Origin of the sequence: Brevibacillus sp., from assembly GCF_003521185.1 — a bacterium.
Taxonomy (GTDB): Bacteria; Bacillota; Bacilli; order Brevibacillales; family Brevibacillaceae; genus Brevibacillus; species Brevibacillus parabrevis.
Map to the genome: position 1 here is coordinate 57378 of NZ_DOTK01000060.1, position 14314 is coordinate 71691.

Below are 14314 nucleotides of genomic sequence, written 5' to 3' on the forward strand. Positions count from 1 at the left end.
GGAAGCATGGCGACTTTTACAGACCGTTTGTTGCGCAGTGTGGCTCCGATCTGGGAGCAGGTTCACCAGCATCCGTTTGTTACCGGACTTGGTGACGGGACATTGCCAGTGGACGCATTCAAATTTTACATGAAGCAAGACTACATCTACCTGATCGACTACGCCAAAATGTTTGCGCTCGCAAGCGTGAAAGCATACGATCTGGAAACAAGCGCGCGCTTTGCCGCTTTGCAGGAGTCGACGCTGAACACGGAGATGGAGCTGCACCGCCAATACGCAGCGCGCTTCGGAATTTCCCGCGAGGAGCTGGAAGCGACAGAGCCGTCTTTTGTCATGCTCGGCTATACCAGCTACATGCTGCGTGTCGCGCATCAAGGCTCGCTGGCAGAACTGGTCAGCTCGCTGCTGCCGTGCACGTGGAGCTATTGGGAGATCGGCAAGCGATTGGCCCAGGTCGAAGGGGCAGTCGATCACGAGCTTTATGGCGAGTGGGTGCGCATGTACAGCTCCGATGAGTTCGGGCAGCTGGCAATCTGGCTGCTCGACATCATGAACGAGCTGGCAGAGGGCAAAAACGAGCAGGAGCTGGCGAGACTGGAAGAGTATTTCGTCAATACGTCCAAGATGGAGTACATGTTCTGGGATATGGCCTATAGAGAGGAAATGTGGCCGTGCGCGATCAACTAGCTTTTTCCCAAGTCCGCTTTTCGTACAGCCATACGCCAATTCTCGAAGATTTTGATCTGCGGGTGAAAAAAGGCGAGTTCGTCAGCATGATCGGGCCAAGCGGGATCGGAAAAAGCACGTTGTTCCAGCTGATCGCAGGACTTTTGCAGCCGGATCAGGGAGAAATCCGGCTAGGGGAGGCACGGATGGACGAGCGGTTGGGGCAAGTAGGCTATATGCCCCAACGCGATTTGCTCATGCCGTGGCGCACGATTGTGGAAAATGCGGCGTTGCCCTTGGAAATCAAAGGGATGTCCAAAAAGGAAGCGCAGCAGCGGGTGCGGCAGGAGCTGCCCAGGTACGGACTTCAGGATTGGGCGGATGCCTATCCGGCCCAGCTTTCCGGCGGCATGCGGCAGCGCGTCTCCTTTTTGCGTGCCTTGCTGTCCGGTACCGATCTCATGTTGCTCGACGAGCCGTTCAGTGCGCTGGATGGAATTACGCGCCTGGACATGCAGGAGTGGCTGATGGACAAGTGGCAGGAAACCGGCAGCACGATGCTGATGATTACGCATGACATCGACGAAGCGATCCTGCTTGCAGACCGTGTGATCGTCCTGCTCGGCAAGCCGATCCGCACACCCGTAGAGTTGAATGTCACCATTCCGCGTCCTCGCTCTGTCACGAGCAGGAATCAACCAGCCTTTTTGGCTTTGCGCGAAGAAATTTGGGGCTTGCTGCGAGCTGAGCAGACCAAGCTGCAATTGCTGGGGAGGGAGGCAAGATGAGCAGAGGAATTTGGTTCGGCATCTCCATCGCGATCTTTTTCGCCGCGTGGGAAGCCGTTTGCCGCATATTTGCCGTGCCTCCGTTCATTTTGCCGCCGCCAAGCACGGTTGTTGTGGCGCTTTGGGATTTGCGCGAGTCGCTGCTCGGTGTGCACTTGTGGGCGACCTTGAAAGAAGTGCTGCTCGGGCTGTCCGTCTCGATTGTGTTTGGTGTGCTGCTGGCTTTTGCCATGAGCATGAGCAAACTGATCGAACGACTGGTCTATCCGTATATCGTCATATCCCAAACGATCCCAATTATAGCATTATCACCCGTATTTATTTTATGGTTCGGGTACGATTTATCGGGAAAAATCGCGGTGACGATCTTGTTTACGTTTTTTCCGATCGTCGTCAACACGTATGATGGTCTGCGCTCCACCGATCAAGAGATGCTGCAGCTGATCAAGACGATGGGCGCCAACCGCTGGCAAATATTCACGAAGCTTCAACTGCCGTCCTGCTTGCCGCATTTTTTCAGCGGCTTAAAGGTAGCCGCGACTTACAGCGTCGCGGGGGCAACCATCGGCGAATGGCTGGGGGCGAGCGAAGGGCTTGGCTACTTCGGCAGACGGGCGTCCGGCAATTTTCAGGCGCCAGCTTTGTTCGCTTCTGTGCTGCTCTTGTCCGTCCTGGGAATGCTCCTGTTCTGGCTCGTCGGCCGGATCGAGCGCCAGCTTTCCCCGCACACAAAAAACAAACACCAATCATCCAAGTGAGAAAAGTAGGGAGAACAACGATGAAACCAATTCGTACATGGACCAAAACGCTTTTGGCACTGACGCTTGCCACCGGGCTTGCTGCGTGCGGCAATCAGTCCGGAGCAGGCACGACTGCGCCGGAAACAGCTACTCCGGGACAAAAAGCGGCAGAGCCTGCCGAACTGACAGTAGCTCTCGACTGGTACCCGAACGCCGTGCACTCTTTCTTGTACGCCGCAGAGGAACAAGGCTTTTTCAAGGAAGAAAACCTCAAGGTCAACCTGCAAATGCCTTCTGACAGCAACGATCCGCTGAAAATGGCGGCAGCAGGAAAAGTAGATTTGGCGATCAGCTACCAGCCGCAGCTCATTCAGGCGCGCGCGGAAGGCATTCCTGTCGTTTCTGTAGCGGCGCTCGTTCGCCATCCATTGAATGTAATCATGACGCGCAAAGACGGCGAGATCGACAGTCCGCAAAAGCTGGCGGGCAAAAATATCGGCTATCCGTCCATTCCACTCGACGAGTCGATCGTTCGCCAAGTCGTCAAGCATGCTGGCGCGGACGATTCCGGCCTGTCCTTCACCGATATTGGCTTTGACATCGTTCCGGCTTTGACCGCGAAGAAGGTCGATGCGGTAGTAGGCGGCTACATCAATCACGAGCAGCTCATTTTGGAGAAAAACGGTGTGCCTGTCAATGTGATCAAGCCATCCGACTTCGGTGTGCCGGACTACTATGAGCTTGTGCTGGCTACGAGCGACGACACATTGGGCAAAAAGCAACAGGCTGTAGAAGGCTTCCTGCGCGCGATTGCTAAAGGGCAAGACTACGTGAAAAACAACAAGGAAAAAGCGCTCGATTTGCTGCTCGCCAAACAAGCCGCGGAGTTCCCGTTGGAAAAAGACATCGAGACAAAAAGCCTCGATATTTTGATCCCGCTGATGGACGCAGGCGACAAAAAGTTCGGTGCGATGACAGCCGAGTCGTGGCAGACGCTGATCGACTGGATGAAACAAGAAAAGCTGATCACGACCGATGTGAAAGTGGAAGAGATCATGCGTGATCTGGTGAAATAAGCGATAAGCGCAGAAGGAAACGGTAAAACCCCGACCGTCCAACTTCCTGGAACGATGCTTCGTTCCCGCAGGAAGCTGGATGATCGGGGTTTTTGTGCAGTTATAACATACAATTTATGGATAATGAGAATCTTTTTACCTATTGACTGGGTATATTTTCCATGGTATTTTTTGGTTAGTTGTTTCGATAAATTTCTAAATATCTAATAAAGATGTTCCGAAAGTAGGATCGATGAACTATGTCCATGAATCATGCGTTTAAGGCGCTGTCTGATCCGACAAGGAGAAAGATGCTTGACTTGTTGCGGGAGAAAGACATGACGGCTGGCGAAATCGCCGAGCATTTTGCAATGACGAAACCGAGCATTTCCCATCACCTCAATCTGTTGAAACAGGCGGAGATGGTTTTCGACGAGCGAAAAGGCCAAAACATCTATTATTCCTTGAATACCACCGTGTTTCAAGATCTCTTGAAATGGGTCATCCAATTTCATGCGAAAGAGGAGTCATAACATGAAAATCTCGGGTTTGACGATTTTGTTTTTTCTGATCAGCGTGGCGATGGGGCTGATCTGTTATCCATCCATGCCTGACAAAATGACCATTCACTGGGGCATGAATGGCGAGCCGAATGGATTTGCCCCCAAACTGTTGGGTGTCTCGTTTGTTCCGATCATGATGGTCGTTATCTTCGTGTCCTCGCTCTGGCGCAGGCAGAACTACCAAAAGTTCGAGAGCAGCAAAGACGCGATCTTGAATACGCTCATGTTTGCGCTTCTCGTCATCCACGGTTTGATCATCGCATATGGTTACGGATATATGGTAAACATATCCATTTTTGTGACGCTGATCTTGGGCGTTCTGTTTATCACGATGGGCAATTTCATGCCGCGCTTTCGCCATAATTATTTGATCGGCATACGCACGCCATGGGCGCTGGGCAGTGAACAAGTGTGGAAAATGACGCATCATTTCGGTTCCCGCGTATTTTTCCTCGGCGGGATTCTCATTGTCCTCACTGCCTTTTTGCCGCAGCCGATCCACTCGTTTGCGCTGCTGCTGGTCGTCGTGGCGACGATTGTGATCACTATCGGGAGCAGCTACTACTTTGCCAAAAAAATCCGGAAGGGGAGAGTACGATGAAAAATGTGAAAATTGCCTTGCTCTTGGCAGGGATCAGTGCGATCGGTTTTATCGCGGCTACGCCTTATTTGTTAGCGATGGTGGGAGATGCGCTCGCTGTGGTGCCGCTGCCGTTGCCCGCCGTGATCGTGCTGTTTGTCGTGCAGGGCAGCATCTCGGCGTTTTTGCTGGCATGGGCTGGACTGACGCTGGCAGGAAAGGTCGGACTCGATGCTCCGATCCTGCGAAATTGGATGTACAAAACTGGCGGTGCGACTTTTAACAGGCAAGGCATCGTGCAAGCGGTCATTTTCGGGCTGCTCGGGACGTTCATGATCTACCTGCTGGAACGACTGATTTTCCAACCGCTCTTGCCGATTCTCACGGAAAAGGCACAAGCCTTGAATACGCCAATTTGGGCAGGTGTCCTCACCTCCATCCAGGGCGGGGTGTACGAGGAAGTCATGGTGCGGCTGTTCATGATGACGCTGATCGTCTGGATTTTGAGCAAGCTGTTTGGGCGTCACTCCTCGCCCAAGGCTTGGATGTACTGGATCGGAATTGTCGGTGCAGCCTTTTTGTTCGGGCTAGGCCATCTGCCAGCGGCCGCCACTTATTTTGGCGAGATTACTCCGCTGTTGTTCATTCGCACTATCGCGCTTAACGGAGTGGCGGGAATTTTGTTTGGCTACCTTTACTGGAAGCGCGGGCTGGAGTATGCGATGATTGCTCACGCGATCGGGGATATCCTGCTGCACGGCTTTTTAAGCTAAGGGAGCGGGATTGTTTTTGGGCAATGCCGTGGGAGAAGGGGCAGCATTGCCCAAAACGCACAATTTTTTGAAAGGTAATAAAAAGCAATTTTTAATTTTAATGGAAATTTATTGAAAAGGGAAATCGTTTAAGCGTAATATAGTAATTGGAATTTATTAGCAATAAGGGGGGCATTCCTTGCGCTTTCTCACGAATTTTTCGCTTAGAAACTCGACAGCAATCATCATTATCAGCCTCCTGGTCGTCATAAGTGGAATCGTTGCTGCCATGTCTCTCAAGGTGGAGCACATGCCGGATGTGTCTTTTCCTGTGCTTCTTGTCAGCACTCCTTACCCGGAGGCATCGCCGGAAGACGTTCTGGATGATGTGACGAAACCGTTGGAACGAGAGCTGGGTCATGTATCAGGCATCAAGGCGTTGGAATCTTACTCGAACAGCAATAGCTCCGTGCTAAAAATTTATTTGGAGACCGGCTCGGACGTACAGGCTGTCCGGGATGAGCTGGAACGAAAAGTCTCCGGCATCTCGCTTCCCGCCAAAGCAGGTCGACCGCAAGTCATGATCCAAGGATTCAGCAGTCAGCCTGTCTACTATTTGTATGTGGCAGACAAGGAGCAAAACAGCGGATCGGACTCCTTTGACAGCGAAGTAAAGGAGTCGGTGCTAAAAGAGCTGGAAGGCATTGCCGGAGTCGATAAAGTGTCGACAGTCGGCGGGCAAGGGCAAGAAATGAAAGTGTTGCCGAACGTCGATGCACTCAACTATTACGGAATCTCTCCGCTCCAGTTGAAGCAGCTGTTGCTCGACAGCCACGTGGCGATGCCGATCGGGACGCTCACCGAAGACGGCGAAGAACGGATCATTCGCGTCGTAAGCCGCTACCTCCATGTAGAAGATATTCGCGACACCAAGCTGTTTCTCCCGGGAGATCCGAAAAACGGGCTTGCTTACGTCAGGCTTGGCGACATCGCGGACGTCCGCTTTGACCAGGTAGCTCACTCGATCAGCCGTTTTAACGGCCAAAATGGCATCAGCATCAACATCTACAAAACACGGGACGCCAATGCGGTAGAAACAGGCGATGCGATCCATGCGAAAATAGCCCGGTTGCAAGCCGAGTACCCAAATTTGACCTTTACCACGATTTACGACACGTCCCTCGATATCAAAAATTCGATTAACGGCATGCTCAAGGAAGGGTTGCTCGGAGCCGTGATGGCGTCCCTGATCATCCTTTTGTTTTTGCGCCATGTGAAAGCGACGATGATCGTCCTCGTTTCCATTCCGACCTCGATCCTGGTCAGCCTGATTTTCATGTCCTGGATGGGGATCACGCTCAACATGATTACCTTGTTCGGGATGGCAGTCGCTGTCGGGCGGGTCGTGGATGACAGCATCGTCGTGATCGAAAATATTTTCCGCCATTTGCAGTTGAACAAGGAACGCAAAGAAAGCCTGATTCAGATGGCTACCCATGAAATGCTCCACGCGATTACCTCATCGACGTTTACCACCACTGCCGTATTTTTGCCGATTGTGTTTGTCGGCGGGATGATTGGAGAAGTATTCCGGCCGTTTGCCCTGACCGTCGTCTGCTCGTTGTTCGCCTCGTTGCTGGTGGCCGTGACGATCGTTCCGCTGCTGGCCAAGCTCATCATCCTGAAAAATCGCAATATCAAGGAACATGAGCCGGGCAAAGGGACGAATCTGTACCGGAAGCTGCTTCACTGGTCGCTCAACCACAAGCCAGCGGTCGGACTTTTGTCTTTTGTTCTGTTCGTAGCGAGTCTGGCCTTGCTTCCTTATATGAAATACGGGTTGCTGCCTGACTCGGAAGCCAAATACATATTCGTTCAAGTAACGATGCCAAAAGGGACCCAGCTCAACACCCTCGACCAAACGGTCAGTCAGATCGAGGCCAAATTGCGCGAACAGCCGGGAGTTGCTTCGATACAGAGCAGCCTTGGTTCTGAAGAGGAAGCGGACATCCGCCGGACGAACGAAGCCGTTCTGCTGATCAAAACAGGGGATGACGTGAACCTCGATCAGGCCATTAAAAAATGGGAGGGCATCATCAAGCCCGATATCCCGATCGGAACCGAGATGGTATTGACCAAGCCGGGCAGCAATGAAAGCAATCAGTTCAAGCTCATCCTGCACGGGCCGGACCTGGAACGGTTGAAAGAGGCGCGCGAAATCGTCAAGGCCAAAATGAAGGAAAGTCCGCTGTTGACCAACGTGCGCGACAATTTGAACGATGTGAACAAGGAGATCGTCATCAAGGTCAACCGGGACGCGGCCGCAGAACTGGGAATTTCGCCGATCCAGGTGGCGCAAGAAGTGAACCTCCTAGTATCAGACACGAAAATCGGAAAAATCAAAATCAACGAAAAAGACTACGATCTGTCCTTTGGACTGAGCGACAATCACGCGAGAACGCTGGATGAGCTGAAAAACGTCTACATTCAAACGCCGAGCAAACAGCAAGTACGTCTGCTGGACTTCGTCGAGATCGATCAGGAAAAAGTGCAGTCCCAGATCAATCGCAAGGATGAGCAACAATTCGTGCAGATTACGGCTGATATTACGAGCGATAACAAAGGCGGCGCGAGCAGTTTCCTGTTTGCCATGCTCAAAGCGGAAAAGCTGCCGAACGGCGTCACGCTGTCATCCGAAGGCGTCTCAAGCGACATGGAAAAGAGCTTCAAAGACATGCTGCTCGCCATCGGCGCTGCGATTTTCATCGTGTACGTCGTCATGCTGATCACGTTTGGCAATGCGACGGCGCCGCTTGCCATTTTGCTGTCACTGCCATTGGCTGCGATTGGCGGCTTGTTCGGCTTGTTCGTGACAGACTCCGTTCTCGATGCGACAGCGCTCATCGGCTTTTTGATGCTCGTAGGCATCGTCGTGACCAACGCGATCGTCTATGTGGACAATATCCAGCAGCGGAGGCTGGCGGGTGCTTCCATGCGCGAGGCGGTTGTCCAAGCGGGCCTGACACGCTTGCGTCCGATTGTCATGACGGCAGTTGCGACGGTCTGTGCCCTTTTGCCGCTTTGCCTCGGCTTTTCAGAAGGGGCCTTGATGACGAAAAGCTTGGCGATTGTCGTCATCGGCGGGCTGATTACTTCGACGATCCTGACCTTGATCGTCGTTCCGATCGGGTATGAACTGTTGTACCGGATCAAAAAAGAGTTTTTTACTCCTGATACCCAAGAACCAGATATGGAGCCAGGTGAGGATATGTTTATTTCAGTGCTGCGAAGTTTACGCGATATGAAAAAGTCTGGGTAGAGACGGAGGGCTTTTCGGGAATGAAGAAAAGGAAGCTAATCAACGCAGGTGTGGTTTGCCTGATCGGAGCTGCGATCATCACAGGATGCAATGCACAAAGCACGGCAACAGAAGAGAGCAGCAAAGGACAGGCGCAAAGCGAAAAACCGTCCGGTACGGAGATCGAGATGATCAAAGCGGAAAATTCCCTCGACGTCAAAGTAGCGGAAGTGACGGAGGGCGAGCTGAAAGAGTCGGACAAGCTGCTGGCGGAAATTTTCGCGAATACGGATGTGAGCATCCTCGGCAAAACGAGCGGGACCGTCTCGCAAATCCTCGTGAAAAAAGGGGACGCCGTCAAAAAAGGACAAGTCATCGCCAAGCTGGACAATACCGAGGCGCTGCTCAGGCTGCAACAGGCAGAAGCGAGCTTGGCCGTCGCCAAAGCCAATCTGGAAAGCGCAAACCGGATGGGAACGTCCACGCAACTGGCCGAAAGTCAGTTGAAGCTGGCGGAACAAACGTATGCGAATGCAAAAGGTTCGATTGCGCAAGGAATGGAGCTGGCACAGGCGAACTACGACCGGGCCAAAAAGCTGTATGAGCAGCGCGCCATGTCGAAGGGCGAGCTGGAAAACGCCCACAATGCGTTTTTGCAGGCGAAAAATCAGTACCAGAGCCAGCTGGATCAGGCGGAAACAGCTTTGAACAATGCCCGCACACAGGTGAATCAGGCAGATAAAAACGGGCGGGTCACGAAAGCCAATGTCCAGCAGGGGCAAGCCGAGGTGAATATCGCCCGAAATGCTTTGGACAACACGCTGATCAAGGCTACCGTCGACGGCATTGTCACGGAAATCCTCGTGCAGGAAGGGGATACGATCACCCTGCAAAAGCCTGTTGCGACGATCATTAACCTCGATCCGGTCATTGTGAAGGTAAACGTTTCCGAAAAAGCGTTGCCCAGCTTGCCAAAAGGCACGCAACTGGATTTGCAAGTCCCGTCCCAGGGCGTCAAGGTCAAGGGAAGTGTCTCCTACGTCGGCCTGAGCGCTTCTGAGCAATCAAGGCTATTCCCTGTGGAAATTGAAGTGCCGAATCCGAAAGGCACGCTGCTTCCCGGGATGAAGGCCGAAGTGTCTGCGAAAAAAGGACAGGCTGGCATTCTCGTACCAACCGACGCGATTGTGGAGCGAAATGGGAAGTCGGTCGTCTACGTCGTGAATGAAACAAGAGTGGCTGAACAGGAAATCTCGATCGCGCTGAAAGGAACAGAGATGACGTTGATCGAGTCTGGTGTGAAGCAGGGAGACAAAGTTGTGATCAAAGGCCAGTCCCAGTTGAAAGACGGCGCAAAAATCAACATCGTTCCCTAGCAATCCAAGGAGGATCTCTTATGCAAAAGACACACGTTTCCCCGAGCCGTTGGCTGCTTTCCCCGAAAATGACGGCGGAGGCAGAGGTGCTTTTATTCAGCTTTCACTATGCAGGCGGACATGCTGGCATCTATCGCGAGTGGCAAAAAAAGCTGCCTGTGCAGATCGGGGTGTGCCCCGTGCAGCTGCCAGGCAGGAGCAATCGGTTTATGGAGCCGTACTACACCGACTTGTCCGTGATGATCCGCGAGCTGGCGGAAGCGCTTTTGCCCCATCTGAATCGCCCGTTTGCCTTTTTTGGACATAGCATGGGAGCGCTGGTCAGCTTCGAGCTGGCCAGATATTTGCGCAACCAGTACGGTATCAAGCCGCGGCATATGTTCGCTTCAGGACGGCATGCGCCCCATCTGCCTGATCCGGGTGAAGCGATCCATCACTTGCCTGACGCCGAGTTTCTGAAAGGGCTGCGCACGCTGAACGGCACGCCGAAGGAGCTTTTTGAAAACGAGGAAAACGAAGAGATCTTGCAAATGCTTCTGCCGATGCTGCGGGCAGATTTCACCATCTGCGAGCAGTATCAATACCAGGAGGAAGAGCCGCTCGGTTGCGGATTGACGGCGATTGGCGGTTGGCAGGACCCCGACATTACCGTGGCGCACATGGAAGCATGGAGAAAGCACACCAGTGCTTCGTTCCAGATGCACATGCTGCAAGGCGACCATTTCTTTCTCCATTCGGAACAGGAACAACTTTTGGCGATCATCGAATCAACATTACAAAGCTATCTGGTTGGGTACAGGGGGATCGGATGATTACAGGAAAAGCGACACTGGAAGGGACACAGCGACTGGCACAAGCCAATCCGCATCTGGCTTACAAGCCGTTTGGCAGCTTCGAGGTTTGGATCAGCCAGGTCGGATTCGGAACGTATCGCATTGATGAACAGGACGAACAGTATCAGCACGCCTTGCGCAAAGCGCTGCTCGAAGGAATCAACCTGATCGACACCAGCAGCATGTACGCGAACGGCAGCGCGGAGAAAGTCATCGGCAGCGTCCTGAAACAGCTTGTGGAGGAAGCAAAAATCAAGCGGGAAGAGCTTGTGATCGTATCCAAGGCAGGCATTGTGGTCGGCGAGGACTCTGAAGAGACGATGAAGCGGACGGCGGAAGGCAAGCCGTACCAGGACTTCACGACCGTACATGAAGGGATGTCGATTTGCATCCATCCCGAGTATTTGAGAGATCAGCTGACGCGCAGCCTGGAGCGTTTGCAGCTGGACATGATCGATTGTTACATGCTGCACAATCCGGAATGGTATATGTTGTGGGCGAAAATGAACAAAATCAAGCAGCAGGAAGCGTACGAAGAGCTGCTGGAGCGAATCGGGAAAGCTTTTCGCCACTTGGAACAAGAAGTCGAGGCAGGGCGAATCCAATGCTACGGAGTCAGTGCCAACTCGTTTGGCAGCAATCCAAAGGAATTTGACTTTGTTGCGCTCGATACGCTCTGGGAGATAGCGGAGGCGATTACGCCGAACCACCATTTTCGCGTGATCCAGTTTCCGATGAACATGTACGAGTCGGGTGCCTTGCTGGAAAAAAGCCATGCGCAGGGCAAGAGTGCCTTGCTGTTTGCCAAGGAAAAAGCACTCGGAGTGATGACCAACCGGACGCTCGACGTCACGGCGAAGGACAAAATTTTCCGTCTGACAGACATTCGCCTGGATCAAAATACAGTCATCGACGAGAAGGAAGCGACCCAGCAAATCAAAGCTTGCCTGGATCGCGTGGATGATGTGGAGGATCATATCGTCTATCACATTTTGCCTGCGTTGAAAATGGAAAAAGAAGAAGTGAAAGAGCTGAAGAAAAAAGTATCAGCTGGCGCGATGCTGCGCAAGTATTGGAAGAAGCTGTACTCCTCGGCAAACGTAAACAACGTGCAAACGATGCTGTTTGATCCGGTCATTACGGATATTCGCAAAACGATCGAGAAGCATGGCGGGGGAGGCGAAGAGACGCTGCGCTGGTTGGATACATACAAGGAAGCGCTCACGGAAGCCGCCCAGGCGTTGAAGAACTACTATACGCCGAAAGACTACCAGCGGGCGCAAGACATCCGCACAGAGCTGTCGAGAGTGCGGCCGCATCTCGTGGCTACGGATACGCTGAGCCAGACGGCGATCCGTACGATGCGCGCTACGCCAGAGGTACACAGCGTCCTCGTAGGCATGAGACGGGAGCATTATGTGGATGATGTGCTGACGGAATTGCAAAGACCTTTGGATTCGCACATGCAAGAAGAAGACTGGCACACGATTACCCAGACGCTCAAAGCCGTCATTGGCGCGAGGTAACGAATCATGTAGCCGACTGCGGGCTGCCTTCGGGTAGCCCTTTTTCGCATGGCAAGAAAAAGCGGGAGCACGAAAAAACCTCCTGCAATCGCGGACGGCAACGATTGCAGGAGGCGGTTTTTTCGCTATTTCCACTTGCTGATGATATGCTCGCGGTCAAACAGCTTGACACTGATCTGGAACGTAATCAGGGCGAGAACGGCACATCCTGTCACCAGGCCCAGATAGATCAGCGGATTGCTCATCATCGAGAGGAAAATCACCTGGCTGATGGCGAGTCCGATGATCGGCAGTACAAGCAAGGCACCGAATTGCTGCGCTGCTGCGACGTTGTCCACTTTGGAGGAAACTACGACACTCAAGGACAAGCTGATGATCGAGACAAACGGGACGAGCAGGATCATCGCGAGAATGAAAACGATGGAAAAATGGGTACTGGCGTTGTCAAAGCTCGCAAAGATGAAGCCTAAAAAGATGAGCTGGATGACCCAAGTCAGCGCAACGGACGGCAAGGCGAAGGCAAGAATTTTGCCAAGCAAGAACTCCTTGGTCGAGATGGGAGTGACCAGCACGCTCTCCAATGTCCCTGTCATTTTTTCCGTGATGATGCTCGTGGTGGCAAAGGTCAGCGGGATCATCGCCGGGACGATCAAAAACAGGAGGAAGTAGAAGCGGGCAATCGCGATCTGGCCATCGTCTCCAGCCATATTCAGCAGCGGATTAGTCAATTTCATCAAGGTAAGGACGAACTCCATCTTGCCATTTTGGGCAAACACAGTCGTGATCAAAGCCATGATCAAGATCACGAATGGCGCGGCCAGATTCGTAATCAGCACGGAACGGTTGGCAAACAGTTCTTTCCACTCGCGGAGAATGACGAATGTCGGCATGTTAGATCGCCTCCTTTTCTTGATCGAGCAAGCTCAGGTAAGAGTCTTCCAGCGAAACAGAGAGAGGCGTTATGTATTTGACAGTGACATCGGCTGCGACCAGCTTTTTGATCAGCTGCGGGTTGGCTGTCTCCGGATCGGTTACTCTCAGGTGGAACTGATTTTCCGAACGCTTGTAGGCTTCGACTTCCTTCGCTTCCCTGATAATCTGTTCCGACTTTTGCACATCCGATCCGACATCGAGGATCACATTGTAGGTGGTCCATTCTTCACGGAACTGCTGCGGAGTGGTCAAACGAATGACTTCCCCCTTGATAATGGCGAACTCATGGCATAGCTCGTCAACCTCGGTCAAGATATGCGAGCAAAAAATGATCGTCTTGCCAGAGGCGGCCCATTCACGAATCAAATCTTTCAGCTTGCGAATGCTGACGGGGTCGAGGTTCGCGGTCACCTCGTCGAGGAACAAGATTTCGGGATCGTGCAAAATCGCGCAAATGATCGAAAGCTTCTGCTTCATCCCTTTGGACAGTCGCCCGGCAGGATCATTTCTTCTGTCCCACAAGTCGAACTGGCGAAGCAAATATTCGATGCGGGAAGCGCGCTTGGCTTTGGGAATCTGGTAGCAGGCGGCGAAAAACTCCAGGTTGTCCAACAGGGAAAGCTTGTCGTAAACACCGGGGGATTCTGTGACACAACCGATTTTTTTGCGAATCTCTTCTTTGTGCGTGCTGATTTGGCGGCCAAGGATGGTGATATCCCCAGAGGTAGGCTCGATGAGGCAGGACAAGATGCGCATGGTAGTCGTTTTTCCCGAGCCATTCGGGCCGAGCAGACCAAAAATTCGCCCTTTGCCAATCGAGAGAGAAATACCGTTCAGAACTTTTTTGTCGCCAAACGATTTTTTGAGATCTTTAATTTCGATTACATGCTCCACAAAGTATCACCTTTTTCTGAAGTTTTCCTCGCTTGACATTCACAAAATTGTAATTATTTTACATATATACCATTCCTTCTTGATGGTCGATTCTAAAACCTCCTTTCACAGTGATTGTTCACGAAAATTCCATATTGCTTGCTGGATCACTTCCTCTCATTCCGCCACGTTTGGCCTGTCCATTTTCCTGTCAGCTTCTGGCGCGCAGAACCAGCCAGAAAATCAGGTTTTTGGATTTTTATACCAAATTATTCCGTAACGGAAAACGCCGCGATCCCTACGTAAATCAAGTTTTTTCCAGGTTTATCAT

At 52.3% G+C, this 14314-nt stretch carries 13 protein-coding genes; 11 read left to right on the forward strand and 2 right to left on the reverse strand.

Going from position 1 to position 14314, the window contains the following annotated elements; translation table 11 throughout:
- Positions 1–6: 6 nt before the first annotated feature.
- From tenA to DEP07_RS18625, 11 genes are all read left to right on the forward strand, one after another.
- Positions 7–687 (forward strand): thiaminase II, encoded by a 681-nt coding sequence (gene tenA, locus DEP07_RS18575; RefSeq protein WP_173598770.1) that lies wholly within the window; start codon positions 7–9, stop codon positions 685–687.
- Positions 672–1454, forward strand: coding sequence for an ABC transporter ATP-binding protein (locus tag DEP07_RS18580; protein WP_122963295.1), 783 nt, complete (start codon positions 672–674; stop codon positions 1452–1454). The genes tenA and DEP07_RS18580 overlap by 16 nt, the downstream gene beginning before the upstream one ends.
- Positions 1451–2212 (forward strand): ABC transporter permease, encoded by a 762-nt coding sequence (locus DEP07_RS18585; protein ID WP_122963294.1) that lies wholly within the window; start codon positions 1451–1453, stop codon positions 2210–2212. Before DEP07_RS18580 ends, DEP07_RS18585 begins: the two co-directional genes overlap by 4 nt.
- A gap of 20 nt (positions 2213–2232) precedes the next feature.
- The gene (locus DEP07_RS18590) at positions 2233–3270 is read left to right on the forward strand and encodes an ABC transporter substrate-binding protein (protein ID WP_281868533.1); all 1038 of its coding nucleotides are present in this window, start codon (positions 2233–2235) and stop codon (positions 3268–3270) included.
- A 245-nt stretch (positions 3271–3515) separates the two neighbouring features.
- Positions 3516–3782, forward strand: a complete 267-nt coding sequence (locus tag DEP07_RS18595; RefSeq protein WP_173596005.1) for an autorepressor SdpR family transcription factor — start codon at positions 3516–3518, stop codon at positions 3780–3782.
- Between the two features lies 1 nt (position 3783).
- Positions 3784–4413, forward strand: a complete 630-nt coding sequence (locus tag DEP07_RS18600; RefSeq protein ID WP_122963291.1) for an SdpI family protein — start codon at positions 3784–3786, stop codon at positions 4411–4413.
- Positions 4410–5165 (forward strand): CPBP family intramembrane glutamic endopeptidase, encoded by a 756-nt coding sequence (locus DEP07_RS18605; RefSeq protein WP_122963290.1) that lies wholly within the window; start codon positions 4410–4412, stop codon positions 5163–5165. The genes DEP07_RS18600 and DEP07_RS18605 overlap by 4 nt, the downstream gene beginning before the upstream one ends.
- 178 nt (positions 5166–5343) lie before the next feature.
- The gene (locus tag DEP07_RS18610) at positions 5344–8463 is read left to right on the forward strand and encodes an efflux RND transporter permease subunit (RefSeq protein ID WP_173598772.1); all 3120 of its coding nucleotides are present in this window, start codon (positions 5344–5346) and stop codon (positions 8461–8463) included.
- A gap of 20 nt (positions 8464–8483) precedes the next feature.
- A complete protein-coding gene (locus DEP07_RS18615) occupies positions 8484–9818 on the forward strand; it encodes an efflux RND transporter periplasmic adaptor subunit (protein ID WP_173595967.1) in 1335 nt (444 codons plus the stop codon).
- 20 nt (positions 9819–9838) lie between these two features.
- Positions 9839–10630, forward strand: coding sequence for a linear gramicidin aldoreductase LgrE (gene lgrE, locus DEP07_RS18620; RefSeq protein WP_173595968.1), 792 nt, complete (start codon positions 9839–9841; stop codon positions 10628–10630).
- A complete protein-coding gene (locus DEP07_RS18625) occupies positions 10627–12177 on the forward strand; it encodes an aldo/keto reductase (RefSeq protein ID WP_122963286.1) in 1551 nt (516 codons plus the stop codon). The genes lgrE and DEP07_RS18625 overlap by 4 nt, the downstream gene beginning before the upstream one ends.
- 125 nt (positions 12178–12302) lie before the next feature.
- Here the strand turns inward: DEP07_RS18625 and DEP07_RS18630 are convergent, their stop codons facing one another.
- Both DEP07_RS18630 and DEP07_RS18635 read right to left on the reverse strand, forming a co-directional pair.
- A complete protein-coding gene (locus DEP07_RS18630; RefSeq protein ID WP_122963285.1) occupies positions 12303–13067 on the reverse strand; it encodes an ABC transporter permease in 765 nt (254 codons plus the stop codon).
- A gap of 1 nt (position 13068) precedes the next feature.
- Positions 13069–14004, reverse strand: coding sequence for an ABC transporter ATP-binding protein (locus tag DEP07_RS18635; protein WP_122963284.1), 936 nt, complete (start codon positions 14002–14004; stop codon positions 13069–13071).
- Positions 14005–14314 lie beyond the last annotated feature (310 nt).

What these genes read in the sequence shown, in the direction of transcription:
- DEP07_RS18615 (WP_173595967.1), top strand. Translation starts at nt 8,484, where the DNA reads ATGAAGAAAAGGAAGCTAATCAACGCAGGTGTGGTTTGCCTGATCGGA.
- DEP07_RS18595 (WP_173596005.1), top strand. Translation starts at nt 3,516, where the DNA reads ATGAATCATGCGTTTAAGGCGCTGTCTGATCCGACAAGGAGAAAGATG.
- tenA (WP_173598770.1), top strand. Translation starts at nt 7, where the DNA reads ATGGCGACTTTTACAGACCGTTTGTTGCGCAGTGTGGCTCCGATCTGG.
- DEP07_RS18605 (WP_122963290.1), top strand. Translation starts at nt 4,410, where the DNA reads ATGAAAAATGTGAAAATTGCCTTGCTCTTGGCAGGGATCAGTGCGATC.
- DEP07_RS18600 (WP_122963291.1), top strand. Translation starts at nt 3,784, where the DNA reads ATGAAAATCTCGGGTTTGACGATTTTGTTTTTTCTGATCAGCGTGGCG.
- DEP07_RS18590 (WP_281868533.1), top strand. Translation starts at nt 2,233, where the DNA reads ATGAAACCAATTCGTACATGGACCAAAACGCTTTTGGCACTGACGCTT.
- DEP07_RS18585 (WP_122963294.1), top strand. Translation starts at nt 1,451, where the DNA reads ATGAGCAGAGGAATTTGGTTCGGCATCTCCATCGCGATCTTTTTCGCC.
- DEP07_RS18625 (WP_122963286.1), top strand. Translation starts at nt 10,627, where the DNA reads ATGATTACAGGAAAAGCGACACTGGAAGGGACACAGCGACTGGCACAA.
- DEP07_RS18630 (WP_122963285.1), bottom strand. Translation starts at nt 13,067, where the DNA reads ATGCCGACATTCGTCATTCTCCGCGAGTGGAAAGAACTGTTTGCCAAC.
- lgrE (WP_173595968.1), top strand. Translation starts at nt 9,839, where the DNA reads ATGCAAAAGACACACGTTTCCCCGAGCCGTTGGCTGCTTTCCCCGAAA.